The sequence below is a fragment of the Amycolatopsis halotolerans genome, from assembly GCF_042647905.1.
In the GTDB taxonomy this organism is placed as follows: domain Bacteria; phylum Actinomycetota; class Actinomycetes; order Mycobacteriales; family Pseudonocardiaceae; genus Amycolatopsis; species Amycolatopsis halotolerans.
This window is the reverse complement of the sequence record NZ_JBHRWI010000058.1, coordinates 1-24,418: the sequence shown is the minus strand read 5'-3', so window position 1 is coordinate 24,418 and position 24,418 is coordinate 1. Positions and strand designations below refer to the sequence as shown.

Annotated in this window: 26 protein-coding genes; 7 read left to right on the top strand and 19 right to left on the bottom strand. The window is 71.2% G+C overall.

Translation table 11 applies throughout. From position 1 onward, the window contains the following. Positions 1–248 precede the first annotated feature (248 nt). The 17 genes from ACFORO_RS38310 to ACFORO_RS38230 form a co-directional block, all read right to left on the bottom strand. Positions 249–902 (bottom strand): response regulator, encoded by a 654-nt coding sequence (locus tag ACFORO_RS38310; protein WP_377874050.1) that lies wholly within the window; start codon positions 900–902, stop codon positions 249–251. Positions 903–989: 87 nt separating this feature from the next. Then, positions 990–2,705, bottom strand: a complete 1,716-nt coding sequence (locus tag ACFORO_RS38305) for a sensor histidine kinase (RefSeq protein WP_377896738.1) — start codon at positions 2,703–2,705, stop codon at positions 990–992. Between the two features lie 433 nt (positions 2,706–3,138). Continuing rightward, positions 3,139–4,023, bottom strand: a complete 885-nt coding sequence (locus tag ACFORO_RS38300; protein WP_377874052.1) for a universal stress protein — start codon at positions 4,021–4,023, stop codon at positions 3,139–3,141. Beyond that, a complete protein-coding gene (locus ACFORO_RS38295) occupies positions 4,020–4,628 on the bottom strand; it encodes a CBS domain-containing protein (protein ID WP_377874053.1) in 609 nt (202 codons plus the stop codon). Before ACFORO_RS38295 ends, ACFORO_RS38300 begins: the two co-directional genes overlap by 4 nt. A gap of 70 nt (positions 4,629–4,698) precedes the next feature. Next, positions 4,699–4,989 (bottom strand): DUF1918 domain-containing protein, encoded by a 291-nt coding sequence (locus ACFORO_RS38290; protein WP_354742701.1) that lies wholly within the window; start codon positions 4,987–4,989, stop codon positions 4,699–4,701. Between the two features lie 24 nt (positions 4,990–5,013). After that, on the bottom strand, positions 5,014–5,598 hold the full coding sequence (locus ACFORO_RS38285) for a CBS domain-containing protein (protein ID WP_377874054.1): 585 nt from the start codon (positions 5,596–5,598) through the stop codon (positions 5,014–5,016). Then, a complete protein-coding gene (locus ACFORO_RS38280) occupies positions 5,595–6,401 on the bottom strand; it encodes a universal stress protein (protein WP_377874055.1) in 807 nt (268 codons plus the stop codon). The genes ACFORO_RS38285 and ACFORO_RS38280 overlap by 4 nt, the downstream gene beginning before the upstream one ends. 275 nt (positions 6,402–6,676) lie before the next feature. Beyond that, complete coding sequence (locus ACFORO_RS38275; RefSeq protein WP_377874056.1) at positions 6,677–7,348, bottom strand: CBS domain-containing protein; 672 nt, start codon at positions 7,346–7,348, stop codon at positions 6,677–6,679. A 10-nt stretch (positions 7,349–7,358) separates the two neighbouring features. Next, positions 7,359–7,847 (bottom strand): universal stress protein, encoded by a 489-nt coding sequence (locus ACFORO_RS38270; RefSeq protein ID WP_377874057.1) that lies wholly within the window; start codon positions 7,845–7,847, stop codon positions 7,359–7,361. 82 nt (positions 7,848–7,929) lie between these two features. Next, positions 7,930–8,331 (bottom strand): Hsp20/alpha crystallin family protein, encoded by a 402-nt coding sequence (locus ACFORO_RS38265; protein WP_377874058.1) that lies wholly within the window; start codon positions 8,329–8,331, stop codon positions 7,930–7,932. Between the two features lie 158 nt (positions 8,332–8,489). Beyond that, positions 8,490–9,302, bottom strand: a complete 813-nt coding sequence (locus tag ACFORO_RS38260; protein ID WP_377874059.1) for a universal stress protein — start codon at positions 9,300–9,302, stop codon at positions 8,490–8,492. Next, positions 9,293–9,430: a hypothetical protein gene (locus ACFORO_RS38255; RefSeq protein ID WP_377874060.1), complete on the bottom strand. Its 138-nt coding sequence runs from the start codon at positions 9,428–9,430 to the stop codon at positions 9,293–9,295. Before ACFORO_RS38255 ends, ACFORO_RS38260 begins: the two co-directional genes overlap by 10 nt. 522 nt (positions 9,431–9,952) lie before the next feature. Beyond that, positions 9,953–10,774, bottom strand: a complete 822-nt coding sequence (locus ACFORO_RS38250; RefSeq protein ID WP_377874061.1) for an IclR family transcriptional regulator — start codon at positions 10,772–10,774, stop codon at positions 9,953–9,955. A gap of 1,005 nt (positions 10,775–11,779) precedes the next feature. After that, on the bottom strand, positions 11,780–12,502 hold the full coding sequence (locus ACFORO_RS38245; RefSeq protein ID WP_377874062.1) for an HAD family hydrolase: 723 nt from the start codon (positions 12,500–12,502) through the stop codon (positions 11,780–11,782). Between the two features lie 263 nt (positions 12,503–12,765). Beyond that, positions 12,766–13,428: a hypothetical protein gene (locus ACFORO_RS38240; protein WP_377874063.1), complete on the bottom strand. Its 663-nt coding sequence runs from the start codon at positions 13,426–13,428 to the stop codon at positions 12,766–12,768. Between the two features lie 46 nt (positions 13,429–13,474). Beyond that, a complete protein-coding gene (locus ACFORO_RS38235; protein WP_377874064.1) occupies positions 13,475–13,858 on the bottom strand; it encodes a hypothetical protein in 384 nt (127 codons plus the stop codon). Between the two features lie 142 nt (positions 13,859–14,000). Then, on the bottom strand, positions 14,001–14,612 hold the full coding sequence (locus tag ACFORO_RS38230; protein WP_354742725.1) for a TetR/AcrR family transcriptional regulator: 612 nt from the start codon (positions 14,610–14,612) through the stop codon (positions 14,001–14,003). A 41-nt stretch (positions 14,613–14,653) separates the two neighbouring features. Between ACFORO_RS38230 and ACFORO_RS38225 the strand changes: the two genes are divergently transcribed. From ACFORO_RS38225 to ACFORO_RS38200, 6 genes are all read left to right on the top strand, one after another. Continuing rightward, a complete protein-coding gene (locus ACFORO_RS38225; protein ID WP_377874065.1) occupies positions 14,654–15,487 on the top strand; it encodes an aldo/keto reductase in 834 nt (277 codons plus the stop codon). A gap of 2 nt (positions 15,488–15,489) precedes the next feature. Continuing rightward, on the top strand, positions 15,490–15,813 hold the full coding sequence (locus ACFORO_RS38220; protein WP_377874066.1) for a DMT family transporter: 324 nt from the start codon (positions 15,490–15,492) through the stop codon (positions 15,811–15,813). Positions 15,814–16,217: 404 nt separating this feature from the next. Then, the gene (locus ACFORO_RS38215) at positions 16,218–17,069 is read left to right on the top strand and encodes a geranyl diphosphate 2-C-methyltransferase (protein WP_354742731.1); all 852 of its coding nucleotides are present in this window, start codon (positions 16,218–16,220) and stop codon (positions 17,067–17,069) included. 14 nt (positions 17,070–17,083) lie between these two features. Further along, positions 17,084–18,196 carry a family 2 encapsulin nanocompartment cargo protein terpene cyclase gene (locus tag ACFORO_RS38210; protein ID WP_377874067.1) on the top strand — a complete coding sequence of 371 codons (1,113 nt, stop codon included), beginning with the start codon at positions 17,084–17,086 and terminating at the stop codon, positions 18,194–18,196. 62 nt (positions 18,197–18,258) lie between these two features. Further along, entirely contained in the window at positions 18,259–19,674 is a 1,416-nt protein-coding gene (locus ACFORO_RS38205) for a family 2B encapsulin nanocompartment shell protein (RefSeq protein WP_377874068.1), read from the top strand. Next, a complete protein-coding gene (locus tag ACFORO_RS38200; protein ID WP_377874069.1) occupies positions 19,671–21,065 on the top strand; it encodes a family 2B encapsulin nanocompartment shell protein in 1,395 nt (464 codons plus the stop codon). Before ACFORO_RS38205 ends, ACFORO_RS38200 begins: the two co-directional genes overlap by 4 nt. A 201-nt stretch (positions 21,066–21,266) precedes the next feature. On the opposite strand, the gene ACFORO_RS38195 is transcribed toward ACFORO_RS38200, so the two are convergent. After that, complete coding sequence (locus ACFORO_RS38195; protein ID WP_354742739.1) at positions 21,267–21,803, bottom strand: snapalysin family zinc-dependent metalloprotease; 537 nt, start codon at positions 21,801–21,803, stop codon at positions 21,267–21,269. A gap of 38 nt (positions 21,804–21,841) precedes the next feature. Next, entirely contained in the window at positions 21,842–22,537 is a 696-nt protein-coding gene (locus tag ACFORO_RS38190) for a S1 family peptidase (protein WP_354742741.1), read from the bottom strand. Positions 22,538–22,996: 459 nt separating this feature from the next. Here ACFORO_RS38190 and ACFORO_RS38185 point away from each other — a divergent pair, with 459 nt between their 5' ends. Further along, complete coding sequence (locus tag ACFORO_RS38185) at positions 22,997–24,067, top strand: S1 family peptidase (RefSeq protein WP_354742743.1); 1,071 nt, start codon at positions 22,997–22,999, stop codon at positions 24,065–24,067. Positions 24,068–24,418: the final 351 nt, after the last annotated feature.

Here is a 24,418-nt window from a genome sequence, read left to right as displayed (position 1 = left end):
TCCCCACATACAAGTCGGAATCTGATTCCCTCAAGGAGTCCTTCACGGACCACAACCCAACGCCAGGGACCTAACCTGCGCAGCCCACGCCCGTCGACCGTCCGCAAAGGACGCCAGTACCGCCGGAATGCCCGTTTTATGACCAGTGACCGTTTGCTGAAGTCCGTGAGGGGAACCCTGAGGGACTCTGAGTCCCCCAGGGTTCCCCTCACGGACGCCCGGCCCCGTTCCCGGCACCCGCTCGCCGGCTAGCCGCCCGGCCGACGCGGACGTCCCCGCAGTTCCGTCGCGAGCACCGCCGCCTGCGTGCGCCGCTCCATGCCGAGCTTCGTCAACAGCCGCGACACGTAGTTTTTCACCGTTTTCTCCGCCAGGAACATCCGTTCGGAGATCTGCCGGTTCGTCAACCCCTCCCCGATCAGCCCCAGCAGCGTGCGTTCCTGTTCGGACAGCTGGGACAACGGCCCCCGCTGTTGTTCCGCGCTGTCGCGCAGTTTCGCCATCAGCGCGGCGGCCGCGTGCGCGTCCAGCAGCGACTTTCCCGCGCCGACGTCCCGGACCGCCGAGATCAGGTCCAGGCCCTTGATGTCCTTGATCACGTACCCGGCCGCTCCGGCCAGCACCGCGTCGAGCATCGCCTGTTCGTCGGTGTAAGAGGTCAGCATCAGGCATTTCAGGTCCGGCGACCACGACCGCAGTTCGCGGGCCAGCTCGATGCCGTTGCCGTCGGGCAGCCGCACGTCGAGCACCGCGACGTCCGGCCGCAGCGCCGGAATCCGCGCCAGCGCCTGCGAAACGTCGCCCGCCTGGCCGACCACGGCGATCTCCGGGTCCTCCTCCAGCAGGTCGGCGACCCCGCGCCGGACCACCTCGTGATCGTCCACCAGGAATACCCGCAGCATCGGTCCTTCTCCCACCTAGGGCTGGTTCGTGCGTCGAGAGTGTCGAGGGTACGGCGGCCGGCCGCGCCCCGGCGGCGCCGGAAGTCCTCATTCCCCCGGCGGCGACTGGGTTTTCACCGGCACGGACCAGCTCAGCCGGGAACCGCCCGCCACGGTCAGCGTCCCGCCGCGGCGGGACGCCTGCTCCGCCAGCGCGGCCAGCCCGGGCGCGGCGGACACGGCGAGGTCGCCCGAGCCCTCGTACCGGACGGTCACCGTCGTCCGCGCCTCTTCCGCCTGGATTTCGACCTCCACCGCGTCGGCCGAGGTGTGCCGGGCGACCAGCCGCAGCGCGTCGGCGAGCAGCGGCACCACGACGTCCGAGGGCACCGGGTCGAGTTTCCCGGTCAGCTGCGTGGACACCGCCAGCCCGAGTTCCTCGCGTGCCTGCGCGAGCACCCGCAGCACCTGGTCGCGGATCGGCTCCGGGCCGGGCGCCACGACGTCGTCGAGCCGGAAAACGGTCTGCTGCACGTGATTGATCACGTCGTCCAGGTCGGCGATCGTCTCGCGCAGCCGGGTCGCGACCACCGCCGACTTGGCGAGCCCGGCCGTGGTCTGCAGCGACAATCCGGTGGAGTAGAGCCGGTTCAGGATCTCGCTGTGCAGCCGCGCCGCGATCCGGTCCCGTTCGTCGTGCAGCGCGGCGTCCTCGCGTTCGGCCCGCGCCCGCGCCAGTTCGAGCGCCACCGCCGCCTGGTCGGCGAACCAGGCCGCGATCTCCAGGTCGTCGGCGGTGAACGCCGGGCGCCCGGCCAGCCGGGAGACGGTCAGCACCCCGGCCACCGTCCCGTTCCCGGCGAGCGGCACCAATATCACCGAGTCGAGGTTCAGGCTCAGCACGGACGGCACGGACAGCCGCGACAGCTCGTCCGGCCACGAACCGATCCTCGGCTCGCCGCTGGCGAACACCGTGCCGGCCACCGTGGACTCGGTGAGCAGTTCCCGGCCCGCCAGCTGCTCCGCGCCCGCCCCGACCGCGCGTTCGACGAAGAGGTAGCCCTCCCGCTCCGCCCTGCGGGTGACCGAAACCAGATCCGCGGACGCGAGCGCCCGCGCGTAGTCCACGACGCGGCCCAGCGGATCGCCGAGGTCCGCCGACAGCAGTTCCCGGGTGACCGCCGCGGACGCGCGCAGCCACTCCTGCTGGTTCCGCGCGGTCTCGTACAGCCGCGCGTTCTCGATCGCGCTGCCCGCCGCCGCGGCGAGCGCGAGCGCCAGCTGCTCGTCTTCCTCCCGGAACCGGCCCCGCTCCGCGTCGGCGAGGTACAGGCCGCCGAACACCTCGCCGCGCACCCGCACCGGAACGCCGAGGAAGCTCGTCATCGGCGGATGTCCCTCGGGAAGCCCGTCCGAACGGGGATCGTCCGGCAGCCGGGCGAGCCGGATCGGCCGCGGATCGTCGACGACCGCGCCGAGCAGTCCTTTGCCCTCGGGCAGCCTGCCGATCCGCGCGGCAGCCTCGGCGTCCATCCCGGTGTGCACGAACTCGACGAACCGCCCGTCCGGCCCGATCACGCCCAGCGCCGCGTACCGCGCCCCGACCAGTTCGCACGCGGACTCCACGAGCCGGCGCAGCAGCGCGGGCAGCGCGAGGCTGCCGGTGATGGACTGGGTCGCGCGCAGCAGCCCGCGCAGCCTGCCCTGTGTGCTGATGACCTCCTGCGCGCGCTCCACCAGCTCGCCGAGGAGCTGGTCCAGTTCCATCCTCGGCTGATCGGGGAACGTCAACCTCGCTTCTTCGGGTGTGTCCCGCTGGTTCACCCCGGCTCCTGCCCGTCCGGCGCCGCCGTCCCGTCCGCGCGGCGCCACTGGGAATTCAGTCTTCCGGCTCGCGCGAGGGGCCGTCAAGCGCGCGAAAAGGGACCGGCGGCGATTTCCGGCGCTGCACGGGAAAACAGGCGTGCCGGGTTCTCTCTTCGCGGGGTAAATCGTGCGGGAAAAGCGTCGTGAACGTGCCGGGCCGGGCCTTCGCGATCGCCGTGCCCGCCCGGCGGCAGCGGCGCGTCCGGCGCTGCGCCACAAGGTCGAACGGCGTGGTCGGCCCGCACTGGCGGGCGGGCGCGAACAGCGGCGGAATGGTTCCTCCGGCGGAAATCCTGATCATCGAAGCGCCCGGCGCGGAATTCCCCGGTTGCTCCGTCCGGGCATTTTTCGGATTTCCGCGGCTGTTGTCCTTTCGCCAGGCGTCCGGCGGTCAGCGCCGCGCCTCCGGCCGCACCACGAGGACCGGGCACGAGGCGTGGTGGATCAGCGCCTGGGCGGTCGACCCGAGCTGCATCCCGGCGAACCCGCCCCGGCCGCGGCTGCCGACGACCATCAGCTGGGCCCGCTCCGACTCGTCGAGCAGCACCTGCCGCGGCCGGTCGCGGACCAGCTTCCGGTGCACCTCGACGTCGGGGTATTTCTCCTGCCAGCCGTCGAGCCGGTGCGCGAGCAGCCGCTCCTCGACCGGCTGGCGGCGGGTTTCCCGTTCCGGCACCGGACGCGCGGTGCGCTCGATCGCGTCGCACACGACGTCGGCCCAGGCGTGCACCGCGACCAGCGGGACGCGCCGGAAACTGGCCTCCTCGAACGCCGCCGCGATCGCCGCCTCGCTGTTGGGGCTGGTGTCGACGCCGACCGCGATCGGCCCGTCGGGCGGGACCGGGCCGTCGCCGCGGCGGCCGCGGACCACCGCCACCGGGCAGCCCGCGTTGCTCACGACCGCCGCGGTCGCCGCACCGGCGAGCATGCCGGTGAACCCGTCGGTCCCCGTGCGGCCGAGCACGACCATCCGGGCGTCCCGGGACCGGTCGATCAGCAGCGCGGGCGCGGAATCGGTGTAGACCTCGTTGCGGACGCGGAGCGCGTCGGCCGCCAGGTCCTCCCCGACGGGCGCGAGGAGCCCGCCGTCGGACGGCGCGTCCTCGAAAAGCGGGCCGGGCCCGGCGAATCCGGCGGGCACCGCGGTCTGCAGGCAGTGCACGAGCTCCAGTTCGAGGTCGCGGCCCGCGGCGAGCCGGGCGGCCCACCGGACCGCTTCGGCCGCGCCGTCCCATCCGCCGATCCCGACGAGGACCGTGCGGTTCCGGCCGGTCATCTGCCCGTCCCGTCGCTCGCCGGGCCCGCGCCCACCACGCCGGGCACCGCGAGCGCCAGCAGCGTCGCGACGTCGCGGTCGGTTTCGTCGTCGTACCGATCGGTGATGCGCACGATCCCTTCGTGCACCTCGACTTTCCAGCGGCCGGTCCCGCCGTAGACCTCGAGCCGGTGCCGCACGTCCGCCGCGATCGCGGTGTCGGCGCGGGCGAGCACGCGGACCACGTCGCCGCGCGTCACGATCCCGACGACCCGGGAGGACTCTACGATCGGCATCGCCTGGCTCTGCGCGTCCACCAGCTCCCGGCAGACGTCGGCGAGGTCGGCCCCCGGCGGCATCCCGGCGGCGGGCGAGGTCATCACCGCGCCGACGGTCGTCTCGATCGCGCCGGGGTGGTATGGACGGCGCCGCCTCGCCGTCGGCTGTCCCTGGGCCCGGCCGCGGCCGAGGTCGGCTTCGGTGACGATGCCGACGAGCCGTCCGTCGTCGTCCACGACCGGCAAGGCGGGGAAGCCGCGTTCGGCCAGAATCCCGGCGGCCTCGTCGGCGGAGGTCCACGGACGCACCGTCTCCGCAGGCGAGGACATCAGATCGCGTGCGCGCATCAGACCCGTCCTTTCCCTGGTACTGGCTCGAAAGTAGGCGACGGAGCGGACCGGGCACGCCGGTCCGGAGTCACCGGCGCGAGGGACCAACGTCCTCAGTGCCGCGCCGGGGACGGTTCCCGGCGCGGCGGGGACGCGGGGCCGCTCCGCCGTTCGGCGCAGGGGCGTTCCGCTCGGCCTCGGTGAGCACGACCGCGTCCGGGCCCGGGTAGATCGTCGAGACGTAGCCGCCGAGGAACCACGCGACGGTGAACGGCGGGCCGCCGTCCGGGGTCCCGACCGCGACGATGCGGCCGTGCTGGTCCGGGAATTCCGCCCGGACGCTCTTCACCACCAGCCAGTCGCCGGGCTGTGCGCGCATCGCTTCCTCCTCGGTCCGGGCGGATCACCGCGACGGGGAAAGTTCCACCGCGACAACGCCTTCCGCGGTCAGGGCGAGAGCTTTGACGAGCCGCCGCTCGGCTTCGTCGGAGAACGTGCCGCGGATCGTGACAGCCCCGCCCGCGACCGAGACCTCCCAGTGGTTCCGGTGCCCGGCGTAGTCGCTCAGCAGCGTGCGCAGCCGCGACGCGATGGCGTCGTCCCGGCGGACGAGCGGGGCGAGCAGGTCCCGGCGGCTCACGATCCCGGCCAGCTCGCCGCGGTCGGTCACCGGGACGCTGCGGATCCGGTCGGCCAGCATGCGGACGGCGATGGCCGCGAGGTCGGCTTCGAGGTCTATCGGGTCGACCGGGGCGGTCATGACGGTGCGCACGCGCAGTCCCGGATCGCCCGTCCGGATGCCGGCCAACGCGTCTGTTTCGGTGAAAAGGCCGAGTACCCGGTTGTCGTGGTCGACTACCGGCAGCGCCGCGAAGGCGTGTTCGGCCAGCAGCGCGACGGCGTCCCCGACCGGGAAACCCGGGCCGACGCTGACCACCGGCCGGGTCATGATGTCCTGTGCTCGCAAGGCTTTCCCTCGTTCTCTCATCGGAGCGCCCCTCGGACGACGGCGACCGGGCACGCCGCGTGCGCGAGCAGCCGGTTCCCGGTGGACCCGAGCAGCCCGCCGGCGACCGGACCCCGGCCGCGGCTGCCGATCACGAGCAACTGCGCGCCCTCCACGGCCAGCAGCGCCCGCCCTGGCGAACGCTCCCGCACCGCCCGGATCCGCACCGGGACTTCCGGGTATTTGTCCGCCCACGCGGCGGTGCACTCCCGCAGCGCGCGGTCCTCCGCCGCGGCCCGGCCGGGCCCCTCGGACCGCCAGGCGTGCACCGCGATGAGCGGCACCTGCCTGTTCGCGGCGGCCTCGAAAGCGAATTCCCCGACGCGTTCGTCGGTGTCCACCCCGACCACGACCGCCCCGCCCCGCACCGCGCGCCCGCGCACGACGACCACCGGGCAATGCGTGCTCGCCGCCGCCCGCAACGCGACCGAGCCGATCGCCGCCCCGCGCAGCCCGCCGAGCCCGTGCGAACCGAGCACCACCAGCGACACCGACCGCGACCTCTCGACGAGCAAATCGACCGCCAGCCCGGCCCGGACGAGCGGCTGGGTCGCCACTCCCGGCGCCGACTCCTGCGCGACCTGCGCGGCGCGGCTCAGCCAGCGGTGCGCGCGGGCGAACCGTTCGCGCGCTTCCTGGTCCGCCGCCGCGGTTCCCGCTTGGAACAGCTGCAGCAGGCAGTCGCGGCGCAGCGCTTCGGCGGCTGCCCAGCGGACCGCCGCGAGCGAGGCCTCCGACTCGTCGACCCCGACCAGCACCGCGCTGCCGGGCTTCTTCCGGGACACCGCCGCCTCCCCTTCCCGCCGCCGGTTCCGGCAACCGGGTCCACGGTGGCCTATCCGGGAGCGGTCCAGCAGGGGCCGAAGTCCCTTCCCCCAGGGACGAAAGCGCATCTCCGGCGAAGCGGTCGGGCGGGTGCTCTTCGGTCCGGGTCCCGAGCGGGGGCCGGACCGTTCCCCGTGCCGCGGCGGACGGACGCGGTCGCCGCCCGGAACGGGAAACGGCCACCGTCCGCAAAGGACAGTGGCCGCTCTTCCCGTCGGGCGACGGGGAACGGGGGTCACCCGGGCACCGCGCCCGCGGCCGGTTCGTCGGCCAGGACGATCCGGGCGTCCACTCCCACCCGCAAATGCTCTTTCACCGCCACCACGCCGTCCACGCGGCCGACGAGCGCCAGCAGCACCGGGATCACCGGCACGACGCTGCGGCGCTCGACCGTGCCGGTGAGCGACACGACGCCGTCGCGCACCGCGACGTCCAGCGACGCCGGGTCGACGCACAGCTCCCGGTCCAGGACCTCGTCGCGCACCTCGTCCCGGATCTCGTCGTCCGGCCGCAGGAAAACCCGCCCGAGGTCGCCGTGCGAGACGATCCCGGCCAGCCTGGCGCCGACGCCGAGCACGGGCAGGCGGCGCACCCGGCTGGCGTTCATCCGCCGGACCGCGCACACGACGTCGTCGTCCGCGCCGACGGTCACCGGCGGCGTCGACATCACCTCGGCCACCGCACCGGCTCCGCGCCAGGCGAGGCGTCCGAGGCGACGGCCGGGCCGCCGCCTCGCCAAATCGCCGCGCGTGACGACGCCGAGAACCCGGCCGTCCTCGCCGACCACCGGCGCGCCGCCCACGCCCCGCCGCTCCAGCACGGCGACGGCGGCTTCGACCGGCAGGTACGGTTCGACTACGGCGACGTCGGCCGTCATCACAGCGCGGACCTGGCGGGTTCTCCTCATCTCGGGCTCCTCACAGCAGGGGATCGGGACGAGCGTCCGGCAGCGGTCCGCGTTCTTCGGCCGAGCGGGCCGGGACGATGACCACCGGGCAGTACGCCTGCCGCAGGCAGTACTCGGAGACCGAGCCGACCAGCAGGTGCAGCACCCGGCTGTGCCCGTGGCTGCCCAGCACCAGCATCGCCGCGCCCGCGGACGCGCGGACCAGCGCCGGGCCGGGCGCGCCGTCGATCGCGCCGGTCCGCACCTTGGCGAGATCCGCGTCGGGACACGCTCTGGCGACGGTGACGTCCAGCTCGTGCCGGTACCGGGACGCGATCTCCCCGTACGAACGCGCGACCGCCGACTCCAGGTCCGCGAGCGGGTCGAAGGTCCAGGCGCGCAGCACCGCGACCGTCCGGCCGCTCGCCGCCGCCTCGGACAGCGCCCACCGCACCGCCGCGGCGCTGCCCGCCGAGCCGTCCGCGCCGACGACGATCTCGCGTTCGTTCGCGGCGGTCATGGTCCGCTCCTCGCCTCCGCCCGGTTTCGGCACGCCTCAGTCACCCGCGCTCCGTCTGTCCACACTGGACAGACGGGTCGCCCTACTCGACCTCGATCTTGATCTGCTTCTCGTGCGGCTGCCCAGCCAGCGGCATGGAGATCTCGAGGACTCCGTCGGTGTAGCGCGCGGCCACCTCCGCCGTCACCGCCCCGGCGGGCAAGTGGACCGTGCGGCTGAACTTGCCGTAGGCGAATTCGCTGCGGCCGTCGAGGTGCTTGCGCTCCTCGCGGTCCGCCTCGACGGTCAGCATGCCGTCGTGCGTCGTCACGGAAATGTGCTTCTCCGGGTCGAATCCCGGCAGTTCGGCGCGGACGGTGTAAGTCCCGCCGTCGGTGTACTCCTCGATCCGCACCGGGTTGTGGTCGGCGAACGGCCACGGCCGGTCGAGCCAGGCGGCGATGTTCGGCAGCGCCATCCGGGAACCGGGCAACAGTGACGTCATTGCGCACTCCTCTCTCGGGAACGGTGTCGCCTCTTCAGGAAACCGCTTCCGGCCGCCGCCGCGACGCTGCCGGACTGCCCGAAGCCGGAGGCCGAAAGTCACCGACCGGGCGGGCCGCGCCCCTGGCGCCCGGGTCGACCGTCCACAGCGGACTCGGCTCAGCGGGCCACCGCGACCGGGCACGCCGCGTGCGCCAGCAGCCAGTACCCGGTCGAACCGAGCAGCCCGACCGCCACCGGGCCGCGCGCCCTGGCCCCCGCGACGATCAGTTGCGCACCGGCGGAAATCCCGGACAGCGCCCGCGCCGCCGAACGCACCCGCACCACATGCACGCGCACCGGCACGACCGGATGCTTGCGCGACCACGCGGCCACCTGCTCCCGCAACCCGGCTTCCCGGCCCGGGCGGCCGTCGTGCCACGCGTGCACCGCCTCGAGCCCGGTCCCGCGCGAAACGGCGGCGTCGAAGGCGAAAGCGAGCGCGCGCTCGCCGCCGTCGGAATCGTCGAGGCCGACCACCACCGGCCCGTCCACCGCCGCGCTGCCCCGGATCACCACCACCGGACAGCGCGCGGACGCGGCCGCCCGCAGCGCCACCGACCCGATCGCGCCGCCGCGCGCCCCGCCGAGCCCGTGCGCGCCCAGCACGAGCAGCCCGGCTTCGTCGGACAGCGCGGCCAGCAGTTCGGCCGCGGTCCCGAGCCGGACGCACATCCGCACCGGGACCGCGGGCGCGGCCTGGCGGGCGGTTTCCGCCGCCTGGCGCAGCAACCGGCGCGCGGGCTCCATCAGGAGTTCGGCGTCGCCGGGCGGTTTCCCGTGCGGCAGGAGGTCCGGGTCGTCGCACAGTTCGGCGTGGAACACCACGAGCCCGGTCCCGCGCCGCCCGGCCTCGACCGCCGCCCAGCGGACCGCCGCGAGCGCGGTCGCGGACCCGTCGACCCCGACGACCACCGGCCGGCTCACCGCCATTGCTCCCGGTTCCCCTTGCCCGCACCCTGTTTTCCGGCTCGCAGGCAGAGCACGGCGCCGTGCTTGCCGCGTTCAGCGAGCCCGCGGCGGGCAGCCCCCGATGAAGGGGCCTTCCGCTCCTCGTCCATCACATGCCTCCTCCGGCCGGTCACCGACAATCCAGCGGCCGACGCTAGGCCGCCGCGCCCCGGCCCCACTGCGGGAGGACGTCCGCGACGCGGGAGTCTTTGGTCCCAAGGCAAAAGGCGCTGCGGCCCTTCGCGCGGGTTCGGCGAGCAGGTCGTGGCTCCGCCCGCTGGCACGTCCTGCGCCGATCAGGGGAAGACGGGCGGAAAACCCCTCCGGCACAACGGGATCGCGGCCGCTTTCCCGCCGTCCGGCAGACCCGCCGACGCCTCGCGGGACGGCAGGACTTGCGCCGATCAGCCGAGAACGAACCGAAACCCCGTGCGGTGCCGCAAGCTCCCCTCTCCTTCGCCACCGCCGGCTACCGCACGACGACGCGACCAGAACCCGTCAGCGGCGTCTCGCCGAAAGCCCGCGTGGCACAGCAAAACCGCGCCACCGGCACCGACCGCTCGGCGCACGCCCGAAAAATTGCGCCGTCTCCCCCAGGACATTCCGCCTTCCGGACGCCTCCGGCGCCGCGGCTATCCCACCGGACGGCCGGATCTCGCGCTCCGCCAATCGGCCGCCACGGTTTCGCGGAGGATGCGCTGCGCCGTCGTCCGGGTCGCCTGCAGCGACGAATGCGCTTCCCGGGAATTGAACACCCGGCGCGGGGCCGCCACGCTCAGCGCGGCCACCGCCGTCCCGGTCACGTTGAAGACGGGGACCGCGGCGGCGATCAGCGCGCCGGGGACCCGCGGGTTGAACGACACCTCGCGCCGCCGGATCTCGCGCAGTTCCGCGCTCAGCCACGCCGGGAGGCCGCCGCCGTTCTCGTTCTCGCTCCGGTGGCCCGCGAACACGGCGAACCGCTGGGCGAGACCGGGGTCGAACGCCATCAGCACCCGTCCGGCCGCGCTGCCGGCCAGTTGCGAATCGTTTTCGATGCGCTCGGCCAGCGAACAGTAGCCGCTGCTGTAGATCAGGTGCACGAAATCGACGACATTGCCGCTGGCGACGCCGAGGCCGACCATGTAGCCGGTCCGCCAGTGAATTTCGATCAGGGACGGGAGAATGCCTCTTCGAAGACGTTGCAGTTCCTGCGTGGAACCGGGTCTCGCGAGCCGGCACACCGCTTCCCCGTGCCGGTAATGGTATCCGTCCCGCACGACCATTCCGTATCCCTGCATCTCGGCCAGCAGCCGGTGCACCGTGCTTTTCGGCAGCCGGGTCGACCGCGATATCTCGCTCAGCGTTTCGATCCCGCCCGAATCGCGAATAGCGCTCAGGATCGAAAGCGCGCGCGGAATCGGCCTGCTCGGCACCACGCTCGCACAGGCCCAACGCCCGCTATCGTCGCTCATAGTCACGACCGCAACCTCCACCGATTCCACCAGTCCTCGTGCGCACGCGCCGTCCGGCGGTCACCAGGCCCGCCGGGAGCCGTGCCCCCGCGCGCGGCCGCCGCCCCGGCACCGCTGCGCGACCGCCGTCCTGTGCGGTCCCGACACCCTCCGCCGCTCGCGGGCGGCACCGCGCCTCGCCGCCGCCCGATTCGTTCGCCACCGGCGTCTTTCCCGCCGCAGTCCTGTTCTCGCGCCGGACACTCTGCGCCTTCATGCTTGCCCAGGAGCGCGTCCGGCACAACCGGACGCACCCGTTCACTGAAACAGATCGCCCCAGTGGCGCAACGGGTTGGCCTGCTCGCCTCGCCGGACGACCAGCCCGTCCCCCGAACCGGGCCCGACCGGTCACGCTGCGTCGCGATAATGCATCCGCGCGCCGCTGTGTTCGCGGACTGTGACAATCGCGCATCCCATCGCTTTTCGTCCGGGGAAGAACCCGGCGGAAATCCGGCGGACAATCGACCAGGCCCGAGAATATTCCGGGCACTCCGGCGTTTCCGCCGGAGCGGGCCGGCGGATTCCGGGCGGTGCCGCCGCTTCCGCCCCGGCACCCCGCGATCGGCGGGCGAATCCGTTTCGAAGCCGCTGGCGACCGAGCCGGCCACGACGGCGGGAGTGGTGGCGCCGTTCGTGCCGACAGCGGGAGCACCGGCGGAATCCGTTCCGGCGACCGCCGCGTCTCCGCCGAAAGACGATACCAGCACTCAGTAGACGGCGAGCGACCAAACGGGGACGCAGAGCATTGTTCCAGCGCTCGGGACAGGGCCTTGACTTTCCGGCGGCGAACACAGCGGCACCCGGGCCGACGACCGGCGGAACCGAGCCGGGAATTCGAGCCCGACCTGCGTCATCCAGCGTGATCGCGTTGCCCCGCAACCAGATCCGCTCGCCGAGCCCGAAACCGCTCACGAATGTGCTGCGGGCACACCGTCTTGCCACCCCGGAGAGACGCGGCCAGGCCGGTCACGCGGCTTCTTCGCCCGCGACCACTCGCTCGCAGACCCGCAGGATCGTGCGCCGGTCGACGACGTGCCACGACTGTCCGGCCGAAAGCCGCCGAAGCTCCGCGTCCGGTTCGAAGGCCACGGCCTTGCCCACGCACGGGAAGATCTCCGCGTCCGAGGCGGAATTTCCGATCGCGAGGAAGTTCTCCTCGTCGAACCCGGCCGCTTCGGCGAGGCAGCGCACGAAGGCGAGCTTGCCCCCGGCCGCGCCGGGGGCGGACAGCAGCCGTCCGGTGAACCTGCCGTCGGCCACTTCCACGACGGCGCCGTGCCCGCCGGACAGCCCGAGGTCGATCGCCGCCTCCTGCACCGGGAAATCGTGATTCCCCGACAGCAGATGGATCCGGTATCCGCTCGCCCGCAGCAGCGAAAGCAGTTCTGGAACAAAGGAAAACAGTTTCCCCCGGCTCGCCCGCCAGGTTTTCTCCGCGGCGAACCGGGCCTGCGCGACCGACGCGCCTTTCATCGCGAGCGCGTACAGCCGGTAGATCTCGTCCATCAGCCCGAGCGGCGCTTTCTCCTCCGCGGCGAACTGGTCGATCGCGTCCAGGCAGGACAGCCCCGCTTGCCGGTCGCAGGTGCCGTCGTCGACCAGAACCCGCAGATAATGCCTCGAAGTGTGCCCGGGAAGGAGAGTCCCGTCCAAGTCCAGAATGGCGTATTTCGGCGCGCAGCAGTTCATGAGTCACCCTGATCCGTCGCATCCACGAAAACGGCCCTTCGGTGCGCGCTTTCCGCGATTTTCCGGGCTGACAGTACCTCGGCGCAGGTCCGGGATCGGCCGCTTGTTCCATGTCCCGGGACACCGCTGTCCCGGCCGCGGGGTTTCCCGGAAAGGCGGAAAAAATCGGAAAAATCCTCGAGAGCCGCCAACCGGAGCCTGGATTCAATCGCGTCAGCTGATCCGCCCGCGGGCGGCCAGGTCCGGTTTGTTCAGCAACCGAGCTACCTGCGCGACCCGCGACCGCGCGCGATGGGCAGCGGCTTCCGGAATCCCAGCCACGCACTCCATCCGAACAATCCGGCCAGCAGCGCCGCCGACGCGCCCAGCCACCCCAGGTCGACCGGCAGCGCCTCCGGGTCCAGTTCGTCCGCGCGATGGGTCGCCACGATGCCCGCCCGGTCCTCGACGACGTCGACCGTCTCGCCGGGTTTCATTCGCGACTTCACCGAAAGGTCCTCGGCCAGCAGCGTGCCGTCCGGCCGGTTCACCCGCGCGCTGCAGGCGGTGCCACCCTTGACGTGGTGGCATTCGGACGACACTGCGACCGCGCGGTACCGGTCGCCGTTCGCCGCGAGGTAGCCGACCGCCGTCACCCCGACGCAGACCAGGTAGAACGCGGTCAGCAGGAAGCCGCCGACGAGGAACCAGCCGCGGCCGGAGAACATGAACACCGCCGACGTCGCCAGTGCGGCGAGCAGGAGCCCGAAGAGCAAGCCCGCCGCGGACGCCACCGAGCTGGTGCTGACGAACCCCACCGCCGCCGCGCCGCCGGCCACCAGCACGACGAGCCAGCACAACCCGGCACGCAGCGCGATCACGCGACCGCTCGCCGGAGTCGTTTTCCGGGCGGAATCCCTTGCCGCAACGGGCTTTCTGGTGGACACGCCGGAATAATGACACGGCGGACGCGCCACCGTGCGCGTTTGCGGATTACCGGCGAGCGTGCTGCCCCTCGGCCGGCGCCCGGAAGAACGACCGGACCGGCACCAGCAACCCCGCCAGCGACAACGCGATGAACAGGATTTGGTGCACGCGATCGGTCCCTGGCGGCAGCCGGAAGATCAGGTGCGCGAGCCAGAACACCGGGTAGAACCACAGCGCGAACCACGCCCACGGTTCGCCCGCGCGGAACGGGATCACCGCGGTCAGCCCGCCGAACAGCCCGAGCCCGGCGGTGGCGAGCGCGTCGGTGCGGTACAGCAGCGAGTCCCCGGCGGGCGGCGCGACGGCGACCACGATCCCGAAGCCGAGGATCCCCGCGCTGACCGCCGCGAGGCAGATCCAGCCGATCCGCATCGGCGTGCGCCCGTCCATCCGGCGAATTTACTCCGCTTCCGCCGATTCCGGGTTGTCCAGCCGCGTCCTTTCCGGACGGACGCGAGGCAGCTGCTCCGCACTGGCCCGTTCAATCGCCTGCGGCACAGGACAAACCAGTCAATCCGCCGCAGCGCACACCTCACTCCGACGGCAGCGCGAAAGCCAGCCGATGGAGCGCCTTCTTCACCGCCGCAACCGACATTCCCCGCTCATGCCGTTGATTCTGGTACAGATCGGGCGCCAGCGGAGCCAGCAGCACGTCCGGCAGCGCCTCGTCCCGCAGCCCCGCCTCCCGCACCTGCGCCGCCACGAAAACCCGCCAGAACCCGTACGCCCCGGTCTGATACCGCCGAGCCCCGGTTTCCGCACCCAGCGCCAACGGCAAATGCCGCTCGAGCAAATCGATCATCGCGTCGTAAAACGCCACCAGCCGTTCCCGGGGAGCAGCACCCGGCCCGAGCGGCGGCGGCCCGGACAGCATCGCCTCCTGCAACCGGCGCTCGTGCTCGTCCAGCAGCGCGACGGCCACGGCGGCGACGCTGTCGTAGCGGCGATAGAGCGTGCCCCGGCCGACTCCCGCCGCCGTCGCCAGGTCGCCCATCGTGATGTCCGGGCCTTTCGTGGCGAACAGGTCCTCGGCCGCGGCGAGGATCCGCTGCCGGTTCGCCGCGGCGTCCGCCCGCTCGGTGACTGGCTTGCTGTTCACCCCGTCACTGTATCTGGACAGCGTGTCCGGATCGAGTACAGTCATAAGTGGACACAGTGTCCACATGACCGATTGGGGGCAGATCCATGCACTCGTTCACGCTCGCCGGCCGCACCGCGGGCCGGATCGGCTACGGGACCATGCAGCTCGCCGGGCCGAAGGCCATGGGCGAACCGGCCGACCCGGAGCGCGCCAAGGCAGCCGTCCGCACGGCCGTCGAGGCGGGGATCCGGCTGATCGACACCTCCGGCTACTACGGACCCGAGGTCGCGAACCGCCTGCTCGCCGAGGCGCTCCGGCCTTATCCGGACGACCTGCTCATCGCCACCAAGGTCGGCGCGCGCCGCAGTCCCGACGGCGGGTTCGTCGCCGACGCCACACCGGAAGCGGTCAAAGCGGCCGTCCGGGACAACCTCCGGCAGCTCGGCGTCGAACGGCTTCCGTTGGTGCACGCCAGGTTCATGCCCGACAGCACCGTGCCGTGGACGGACACCGTCGGCGCGCTCGCCGAACTCCGCGACGAGGGCCTGCTCGAACACGTCGGCATCTCGAACGTCACGCTCGACCTGCTCGACCAGGCGCGCGCGGTCACGACGATCGCGTCCGTGGAGAACGAGTATCACGTCGGACACCCCGGCGGCCGGGACGTTCTCGACGCCACGACCGCCGCCGGGATCCCGTATCTGGCGTTCCGCCCGCTCGGCAACGGAGCACTCGCCAAGGTGACATCGCCGTTGGCGAAGCACGCGCGGCAACTGGGCGTATCGGCGGCGACGCTGGCCCTCGCCTGGCTCTTGGACCTCGCGCCCAACGTCGCCGTCATCCCGGGCACGAGCAACCCGGACCACCTCGCCGACCTCGTCGCCGCCCGGGAACTCGCCCTGCCGTCCGACGTCCGCGCAGCACTCGACGAGGCCTGACGATGGGCTGGATCGCCGTGTTCGCGGCCGGGCTGCTCGAAATCGCCTGGGCGCACAGCATTCGCCTCACCGACGGCTTCACCAAGCTCGTCCCGACGCTCGCCTGCGGCGTGCTCACCGTCCTCGTGCTGTACGTGCTGAACGTCGGCATGAAGACGGTTCCGGTCGGGACGGCGTACGCGGTGTTCGTCGGGATCGGCGCCGTCGGCACGGCTGTCGTCGGGATCTTCTGGCTCCGCGAACCCGTCAGCCTCCCGCGGATCCTCGCGCTCGCGCTGATCCTCGGCGGGGTCGTCCTCCTTCAGTTGACCTCCCGGACCGCCTGACAGCCGAGCCGGTCCCGGAGCCGTCACGCCCGGGACCGGCACCGCCCCCGGAGTTCCGGTGCCCGGAACCGCTTAGGCCCATCAGGCGTCACCCGTCCGCCGGGATCGCCCACAGGCTGTTGCCCGTCGTCATCCTCCCGTGTCCGCGGCGGCATCGTTCGTGCCCCGGCGACCGGCGCGCGAACACCTCGCGGGAGTGGCTTCCTAGGCCAGAAGAGGCACGCGAAACGACTCGCGCCAGCCCGCGAGTGAATTCCCGCGAATCGTCTTGTCCGGGGAAAAGAATCCTCGCTAGCCTCGGACCGCAGAGGGAGAAATGCCGACCGCCCCGCGCCAGCCGGGAGCGGGACGGCACAGTTCACCGCGCGCCGACCGGAAATTGCGGTCCGAAAAGGGAGTACATGATGACGTCTGTTGCCCGTCCGGTTGCCCGCACCGCGTATCAGCAGTCGGTCGCCGACTACTGGAATGCCGAAAAGGATCCGGTCAACCTGCGCCTCGGCGACGTCGACGGGCTTTACCACCACCACTACGGCATCGGCGACTACGATCCGTCCGTCCTGGACGGACGCGGGGAGGAGCGCGACAAGGCGATCATCGCCGAAATGCACCGGCTGGAGACCGCGCAGTCGCAGTTCCTGTTGCAGCACCTGGGAGACATCGGGCCCACCGCACGACTGCTGGACGCCGGCTGCGGGCGCGGCGGCACGAGCGTGCAGGCGCACCAGCGGTTCGGCTGCCGGGTGGACGGGATCTCCATTTCCGAGCAGCAGGTCGAATTCGCCAATGAACAGGCGCGGCTGCGCGGAATAGACGGCGCGGTGCAATATCATCTCCGGAACATGCTCGACACCGGATTCGAAAGCGGCGATTTCGCCGGAATCTGGAACAACGAAAGCACGATGTACGTCGATCTGCATCAGCTCTTCGCCGAACACGCGCGACAGCTCGCGCCCGGTGGCCGATTCGTCACCATCACCGGCTGCTACAACGACCTGACCGGCGGGCGTTCGCGCGCGGTGAGCCAGATCGACCAGCATTACATCTGCAATATCCACGCCCGCGGCGACTATTTCAAAGCCCTGACCGACAACGGTTTCGTCCCGATCACCGTCGTCGACCTCACCGAGGCGACGATCCCGTACTGGGAGCTGCGCGAGCAGTCGTCCGTCGCGACCGGCATCGAGGGGCCGTTCCTGACCGCCTATCGCGAGGGCAGCTTCCACTACCTGCTCATCGCCGCCGACCGCGTCTGACCGGGCGGGACGGCATGTCCGGAATCGCAGCGGTCCGCCCGGACCTCGCGTTCGCGGCGGGCCCGCTCGGCCTCGGCACCTCGGCGGCACGGATCGCGGAGCAGTTCGCGCCGCGGTCCGCGCCGTCGCCCGACCAGGATCCGGCGTACGCGGAACGGGAATGGGGCGACGGCAGCGCGTCGCCGCTGTACTGCCCGGCCGTGCGGCGGGCGGACGAGCCGCTCGCCGAGGAGGTCGACCGGCGGCTCGTCGCGTGGGCGGCGGACTGCGGGTTCGAGGGAGAGGGGCTGGACCAGATCGCGCGGGCCACGCTCGGCAGGCTGGTGACGCTGGCCCACCCCGATTCCTCCGATCCCGACCGGCTCCTGATCGCCGCGCAGCTCAACGCCGTGTGGTGGGCGGCCGACGACTACTACGCCGACGACAGTTCCCTCGGCGCCTCGCCGACCGAGCTCCCGCCGCGGCTGGCGCTGGTGATGGCCGCGATGGACCCGGTCGCGCCCGCCGGCGAGTTCTCCGAGCCGCTGGAGGAGGCGCTGCGGGCCGATCCGATCCGGGTCGGGTTCCGCTCCGCGGTCGACCATCTGGGCAGGCACGGTTCGCCGGTGCTGGTCCAGCGGGTCTGCTACTCGACCTTCGCCATGTTCGCGATCTGGGGCGCCTACGCCGCGTGGCGCCACACCGGCCGCTATCCCCCGGCCTGGGAGTACCTGGCGGCCCGCCAGCACGACAGCTTCTACACCTCGATGACCCTCATCGACGCCGTCGGCGGGTACGAACTGCCCGCGCCGTTCTACTACGACCCGCGCGTGCGGGAGGAGATGATGCGCGCGGGCACCGCGACGGTCCTGGTCAACGACCTCCATTCGGTGGCCAAGGACGCCGCCGACGAGAACCCGGTCTGCAACATGGTGCTGCAGATCGCCGCCGACCGGAACTGCCCGGTCTCCGAGGCGGTCGAGACCACAGTCGCGCTGCACAACAAGATCGTGCGCGAGTTCGAGGAAGGGCACCGCGCCCTGCTCTCGATCCCGTCGCCGGAACTGCAGCGCTTCCTCGCCGGCGTCCGCGACTGGATGGGCGGCGGCTTCGAATGGCACGCCACGAACCCTCGCTACGGCTCCTGATCCCAGATTCCTGACCCCAGGCTCGTTACTCAGGCTCGCTACCCAGACAAGGTGGTTTCGCTGTGACTGTCACCGATCCGGTCGACTCCGCGGACGTGGAAGACCGGGAACCCTTGAGCCTAGGCCGCGCGGCGGCGCGGCAGCTGGCCACGACCACGAAGTCCGTGCCGCAGATGCAGGGCATCAGCTCGCGGTGGCTGCTGAAGGTGCTGCCGTGGGTCGAGGTGTCCGCGGGCACGTACCGCGTCAACCGGCGGCTCAGCTACACCGTCGGCGACGGCCGGGTCACGTTCGTGACCAGCGGCTCCGAGGTCCGCGTCATCCCGCCCGAGCTCGGGGAACTAGCGCCGCTGCGCGGATTCGACGACGAAGCGGCGCTGTCCGAGCTCGCCGGGCGGTTCGAGCAGCGCGAGTACCAGCCGGGCGACGTGCTGGCCGAATTCGGCAGCCGCGCCGACCAGGTCTTCCTCATCGCGCACGGCAAGATCACGAAAGCGGGCGTCGGCGCCTACGGCGACCAGACCGTCCTCGGCACGCTGCTGAACGGCGACTACTTCGGCGAGAACGTGCTCACCAGCTCGGACGGGATCTGGGAGTTCACCGCCAAGGCGGTCACCTCCGCGACCGTGCTGACGTTGTCGCGCCAGGAGTTCGAAGGCGTGCTGAACCGCTCGGAAACGCTGCGGGCGCACCTCGAAGCCTTCCTCGCGGGCGGAGACACGGCCCGCAACGAACACGGCGAGGCCGAGATCGCGCTTTCCGCCGGGCACGACGGCGAACCGCTGCTGCCGGGCACGTTCGTCGACTACGACACGTCCCCGCGCGAGTACGAGCTGAGCGTCGCGCAGACCGTGCTGCGGGTGCACAGCCGGGTCGCCGATCTCTACAGCGAGCCGATGAACCAGACCGAGCAGCAGTTGCGGCTCACCGTCGAGGCGCTGCGGGAGCGGCAAGAGCACGAGCTGGTCAACAACTCGGACTTCGGGCTGCTGAACAACGCCGACTTCGACCAGCGGGTGCCCACCCGCACCGGCCCGCCGACGCCGGACGACTTCGACGAACTGCTCTCGCTGGTGTGGAAGGACCCCGGCTTCTTCCTCGCGCACCCGAAGACGATCGCCGCGTTCGGGCGGGAATGCAGCAAGGCCGGGATCTACCCCGGCTCGGTCGACCTCGGCGGCAACCAGGTGCCCGCGTGGCGCGGCGTGCCGATCCTGCCGTGCAACAAGATCCCGGTCACCGACACGCGCACCAGCTCGGTCCTGCTGCTGCGGACCGGCGAGCAGGCACAGGGCGTCGTCGGGCTGCACCAGACCGGGCTGCCGGACGAATACCAGCCGGGCCTCAACGTGCGGTTCATGGGCATCAGCGAGCAGGCCATCCTGTCCTACCTGGTCTCGGCCTACTATTCCGCCGCCGTCCTCGTCCCGGACGCGCTCGCCGTGCTCGAAGCCGCCGAAATCGGCCGGGAGGGCTGAGCCCGGTGCCGATCACGGAACAACGGGAGCAGCTCTCCCTCGGCGTCAAGGCGGCCCGCACCCTCGCCACGACCACCAAGTCGCTGCCGCAGATGCGCTCGATCACCACGCGGTGGCTGCTGTCGCAGCTGCCGTGGGTCGAGGTGCCCGGCGGCAGCTACCGGGTCAACCGGCGGCTCGCCTACACCGTCGGCGACGGCAAGGTGAGCTACTTCCAGACCGGGGCGCGGGTGCAGGTCGTCCCCCTCGAGCTGACCGAGATCGAACTGCTGCGCGGGTTCGCCGACGAGACGGCGCTCGGCGCGCTGGCCGACGCGTTCGAGCAGCGCGAATACGAGGCGGGCAGCACGCTCGTCTCGGCCGGGGAGTCGCTGGACCAGCTCGTGCTCGTCGTGCACGGCAAGGTGACCCGGCACGGCGCGGGGGACTTCGGCGCGGAGATCCACCTGGGCACCGCCACCGACGGCGACCATTTCGGCGGCGAACTCCTCGCCGGGGACGACGCCACCTGGGGTTTCACCGCCCGCGCCGCGACGAGGGTGGTCGCGCTGGTGCTGCCGGCCGGCTCGTACGCCCGGCTCAACGGCAGGCTCGACTCCCTGCGCGCGCACGTGGCGCAGGCCGTGTCCCGGCCGCGGAAACCGCAGAACCGCAAGGGGGAAGCGAGCATCGACCTGTCGGCGGGGCACGACGGCGAACCGATCCTCGCCGGCACCTACGTCGATTACGAACCCTCGCCGCGCGAGTACGACCTCGCGGTGGCACAGACGGTCCTGCGGGTGCACAACCGCGTCACCGATCTCTACAACGACCCGATGGACCAGTTCGAACAGCAATTGCGGCTCACCGTGGAGGCATTGCGGGAACGGCAGGAACACGAGCTGATCAACAACCCCGATTTCGGGCTGCTGCACAATGCCGACCTCAAATCCCGGATCACCACCCGCACCGGCCCGCCGACGCCGGGCGATCTGGACGAACTGCTCTGCCGACGGCGCAAAACGCGGCTGTTCCTCGCGCATCCGCGGGCGATCGCGGCTATCGGCCGGGAATGCACGAGGGCCGGCGTTTATCCGGAGCCGGTCGTGGTGGACGGGAAACGCGTCACCGCGTGGCGCGGGGTGCCGATCCTGCCGTGCGACAAAATCCCGGTCAGCGAGGCAGGCACCACCTCGGTGCTCGCGATGCGCGTCGGGGAAGACGACGCCGGCGTCATCGGATTGCGGCCGAAATCCCTCGCCGACGAATACCGGCCGGGATTGAACGTGCGCTTCATGCACATCAACGACCGCGCGGTGTCGTCCTATTTGGTCAGTGCGTATCACTCCGTCGCGGTCCTCGTGCCGGACGCGCTGGGGGTCCTCGACGACGTCGAGGTCGCCCGGGCTTGAGTACTGGTCTTGGTGGTGTGCCACGCCGATGCTCGCCGGAAGCAGTGCGCCTCCGGCGAGCATCGGCGTCTCGGCGTAGATGTGCTTGCCAGGCAAGCGAAGTTCGACTTCGCCCGCGGCCACTCCTGAGCCCCGGGCCTGAGGTTCCCGGGCACGGCGACGCTCGCCGGAAGCACCGCGCTCCCGGCGAGCGTCGGCGTATCAGCGGAAGATCTGCTTCTCAGGCAGGCGAACGGTCACGAACCCGTTGGCGAAGTTCTGCTCCACCTGTGCGGATTCCTGAGCGTCCGGCATCGCGTTCTTGCACGTGATTCCCGGTCCGTGCCCGGACATCAGTTCCGAGCACGGTCCCTCGTAGTGGTCGGGCAGGCCCAGGTTGTGGCCGATCTCATGGGCGATGATCCGGGTCGGGTCGTTGCCCTCGGCGACCTGCTGGGTGTCGATGTAGATGTCGCCGGTGCCGTGCCCGTCGGTCTGGGTGTAGGAACCGCCGCCGGTGGTTTCGTGCATGATGATGGTCGCGGCGCCGCCGCTGTTGAGGTGGACGTTGTGCACCGAGGTGTTCCAGTTCGCCGCGGCCTGGGTGGCCTCGGCCTGGTAGTCGGGCAGACCGCTGGCGTCGTAGTACAGCTCCACCGCGTCCAGCGGCGCGGCGGAGGCCGTCCCGACTCCGGTCAGCGGCAGCACCAACGCGGCGGCCGCGCCTGCGGCCAGCCGGCCAAAGCGTTGCAGGGTCATGGTTTTTCCTCTCCGAAAGAGGTTTTCCGGGACAGGGTTCAGCTTCCGATCTGCTGCTGGATCCACGACATGTACTGGGCGATGCCGGTGTAGAGGGTGGTGGTGGCGCATTCGCCGCCGTTGTCGCCGGGGCCGTGGGTTTCGCCTACCAGCGTCCAGTTCCCGGTGGTGCCGACGATCGCGGGGCCGCCCGAATCGCCGTGGCACGCGGAATGCCCGTAGTCGCCGGAGATGCAGACGTCGCCCGCGCCGCCGCCGCCCGCCGAGCACGCGTTGCTGTCGAGGACCTGGAGGTCGATCTGCTGCAGGGTTTGCGCCGTCTGGCAGTTGGGCCAGCTCGTGCAGCCCCAGCCGAGCAGCCGCGCGCCCGTTCCCGGCGACGGGTTGCTCTGCGCCATCGCGACCGGAGCGGACTGAGCGGGCTGGCTCAGGTGCATCATGGTGAGGTCGGTGCCCTGGTCGGTGATCACGTTGTCGATCTGGCCGACCTCGCCCGCGTTGATGTCGATGGCGCCGATCCGCGCCGTCGACGCCTGGCCGCAGTGGTTCGCCGTGATGATCCACTGGGGCGCGACAAGGCTTCCGCCGCAACCGTTGTCCAGCGACACCATGAACGAGTAGGTTTCGCTGGCGTCGCTGCCTCCGATGATGGCCGGCTGCGCCGCGACCGCCGGTGCGGCCACTCCGAACAGCAGCGCGGCCGCGCCCATCACCGCCAGCATTATTTTCCGCATCGCTTTCCCTTCCATAGCAACCAATCCCGCCAATCGCGGGAGTGGCAGGAGTTCGGCCGGGGATACGGCCGGGGGGACCACTTTCGCGGGCGCCGGGCCCGCTATGGAAACCACAGAGTCCCAGGGCCGCCGGAGTCCGAACACCGTCGAAAGGAGGGATACGCCCCGGACGCCGAACCGTGCGGCACGGCACGAACGTCGATTACCGGGATGAACCGAACGCGGAATACGTCGTTCCGCTTCGGCGTCCGCGCTGTTCAACGAGCCGCAATGGGATCGGATGCGGCGAGTTCGGACTTCCGTTCAGCGGACGGGCGGCGCCACTGGACAGCAAAGCCGAACGGGATTCGCGACTTTCGTGGGTATAAGCGATTGCCAAGGATCCCTAAACTGCGAATTGCGCCCGCATTAGCTGACCGCGGTGCGCCATCGTCCTATTCGCAAGAAACGGAGATGTGCATGATCCCAGCACTCAGTCAAAGACATGGCGGACGCGGCGGTATCGCCTTCGCCGCGGCGGTTCTGGCCGCTGGATCAGTTTTCGCCGCCTCGGGCGTCGCGGCTGCCCAGCCGTCCACGGCACCGTCGAACGCGAGAGCCGCGACCGCCATGTCCGCCAGCATCGCGAAGTCGCTCGGCGACCGCACCGTGGGCTCGTACTACGACCAGGCCAGTTCGCGCCTGACCGTCACCGTCACCGACCAGGCCGCCGCCGACCAGGTCCGCGCGGCCGGCGCGACGCCGAAGTTCGTGAAATACCGTGCGTCCCAGCTGAAAGCCGTCACGTCGGAACTTGCCCGTACGGCCAGCGTCCCCGGCACCGCCTGGCGCGTCGACCCGCGAACCGGCCAGGTGTTCGTCACCGCCGATTCGTCAGTCACCGGAGCCAAGCTCGCCCAGGTGACCAACGCCGTGCACCGCTTCGGCGACAAGGCCCGCTTCGCCCAGACGAAGGGCAAACTGCGCCCCCTGATCAGCGGCGGCGACGCCATCTGGGGCCAGGGCCTGCGCTGCTCGCTGGGCTTCAACGTGCACACCTCGAGCGGCCAGCCCGCGATCCTGACCGCCGGGCACTGCGGCGTCGCGACCAACGACTGGTGGTCCGACCAAGGCAACTCGCAGCACATCGCCAGCACGTCCGGAGCGAACTTCCCCGGCACTGACTACTCGTATGCTACCTACGACTCCGGCGTGGACGCCCCGAGCGCCGTCAACACCGGCCAGCAGATCACCGCCGCCGGCGAGGCAACGGTCGGCGAGACCGTCACCCGCAGCGGCTCGACCACCGGCGTGCACGACGGCACCGTCAGCGCGCTCAACGCCACGGTGAACTACCAGGAAGGCGCCGTCAACGGCCTGATCGACACCAACGTCTGCGCAGAACCCGGCGACAGCGGCGGCTCGCTCTTCGACGGAGCCACCGCGATCGGCCTCACCTCGGGCGGCAGCGGAGACTGCAACTCCGGCGGAGAAACCTTCTTCCAGCCGGTTCCTGCCGCGCTGAGCGCCTACGGACTGGTCCTTCCGTAAGCCTCCTTTCCGCTTTTGGGTTCGGTTCGTCCGTGAGGGGAACCCTGAGGGACTCTGATTCCCTCAGGGTTCCCCTCACGACCTTAGTTGGCACTCGACCGGCCCCTCACGGATTCTCGCGCCGTGAGGGGCCCCTTCACGTACCCAGATTCCCTCAAGGAGCCCTTCACAGCCCACCCGCCCGCTCGCCCACTCGCCCGTGCCCGCCCGCGCGCCCGCCGCCGCCGCCGCGATGCGCCCCAACGCCACATTGGGTGCGTCACACGCACCCAATGCGGCATTCGGTGCATCCCACGCACCCAATGCCACATTGAGGTTTTCTCAGTAGGGCTGGGCGGGGTGCGTGTCGTC

Excerpts from the sequence above, each read along its gene's own strand:
- ACFORO_RS38310 (WP_377874050.1), bottom strand. The coding sequence starts at position 902 with ATGCTGCGGGTATTCCTGGTGGACGATCACGAGGTGGTCCGGCGCGGG.
- ACFORO_RS38300 (WP_377874052.1), bottom strand. The coding sequence starts at position 4,023 with ATGACCGGCCGGAACCGCACGGTCCTCGTCGGGATCGGCGGATGGGAC.
- ACFORO_RS38295 (WP_377874053.1), bottom strand. The coding sequence starts at position 4,628 with ATGCGCGCACGCGATCTGATGTCCTCGCCTGCGGAGACGGTGCGTCCG.
- ACFORO_RS38290 (WP_354742701.1), bottom strand. The coding sequence starts at position 4,989 with ATGCGCGCACAGCCCGGCGACTGGCTGGTGGTGAAGAGCGTCCGGGCG.
- ACFORO_RS38285 (WP_377874054.1), bottom strand. The coding sequence starts at position 5,598 with ATGAGAGAACGAGGGAAAGCCTTGCGAGCACAGGACATCATGACCCGG.
- ACFORO_RS38275 (WP_377874056.1), bottom strand. The coding sequence starts at position 7,348 with ATGAGGAGAACCCGCCAGGTCCGCGCTGTGATGACGGCCGACGTCGCC.
- ACFORO_RS38270 (WP_377874057.1), bottom strand. The coding sequence starts at position 7,847 with ATGACCGCCGCGAACGAACGCGAGATCGTCGTCGGCGCGGACGGCTCG.
- ACFORO_RS38265 (WP_377874058.1), bottom strand. The coding sequence starts at position 8,331 with ATGACGTCACTGTTGCCCGGTTCCCGGATGGCGCTGCCGAACATCGCC.
- ACFORO_RS38260 (WP_377874059.1), bottom strand. The coding sequence starts at position 9,302 with ATGGCGGTGAGCCGGCCGGTGGTCGTCGGGGTCGACGGGTCCGCGACC.
- ACFORO_RS38255 (WP_377874060.1), bottom strand. The coding sequence starts at position 9,430 with ATGGACGAGGAGCGGAAGGCCCCTTCATCGGGGGCTGCCCGCCGCGGG.
- ACFORO_RS38250 (WP_377874061.1), bottom strand. The coding sequence starts at position 10,774 with ATGAGCGACGATAGCGGGCGTTGGGCCTGTGCGAGCGTGGTGCCGAGC.
- ACFORO_RS38245 (WP_377874062.1), bottom strand. The coding sequence starts at position 12,502 with ATGAACTGCTGCGCGCCGAAATACGCCATTCTGGACTTGGACGGGACT.
- ACFORO_RS38235 (WP_377874064.1), bottom strand. The coding sequence starts at position 13,858 with ATGGACGGGCGCACGCCGATGCGGATCGGCTGGATCTGCCTCGCGGCG.
- ACFORO_RS38230 (WP_354742725.1), bottom strand. The coding sequence starts at position 14,612 with ATGACTGTACTCGATCCGGACACGCTGTCCAGATACAGTGACGGGGTG.
- ACFORO_RS38225 (WP_377874065.1), top strand. The coding sequence starts at position 14,654 with ATGCACTCGTTCACGCTCGCCGGCCGCACCGCGGGCCGGATCGGCTAC.
- ACFORO_RS38220 (WP_377874066.1), top strand. The coding sequence starts at position 15,490 with ATGGGCTGGATCGCCGTGTTCGCGGCCGGGCTGCTCGAAATCGCCTGG.
- ACFORO_RS38215 (WP_354742731.1), top strand. The coding sequence starts at position 16,218 with ATGACGTCTGTTGCCCGTCCGGTTGCCCGCACCGCGTATCAGCAGTCG.
- ACFORO_RS38210 (WP_377874067.1), top strand. The coding sequence starts at position 17,084 with ATGTCCGGAATCGCAGCGGTCCGCCCGGACCTCGCGTTCGCGGCGGGC.
- ACFORO_RS38195 (WP_354742739.1), bottom strand. The coding sequence starts at position 21,803 with ATGACCCTGCAACGCTTTGGCCGGCTGGCCGCAGGCGCGGCCGCCGCG.
- ACFORO_RS38190 (WP_354742741.1), bottom strand. The coding sequence starts at position 22,537 with ATGCGGAAAATAATGCTGGCGGTGATGGGCGCGGCCGCGCTGCTGTTC.
- ACFORO_RS38185 (WP_354742743.1), top strand. The coding sequence starts at position 22,997 with ATGATCCCAGCACTCAGTCAAAGACATGGCGGACGCGGCGGTATCGCC.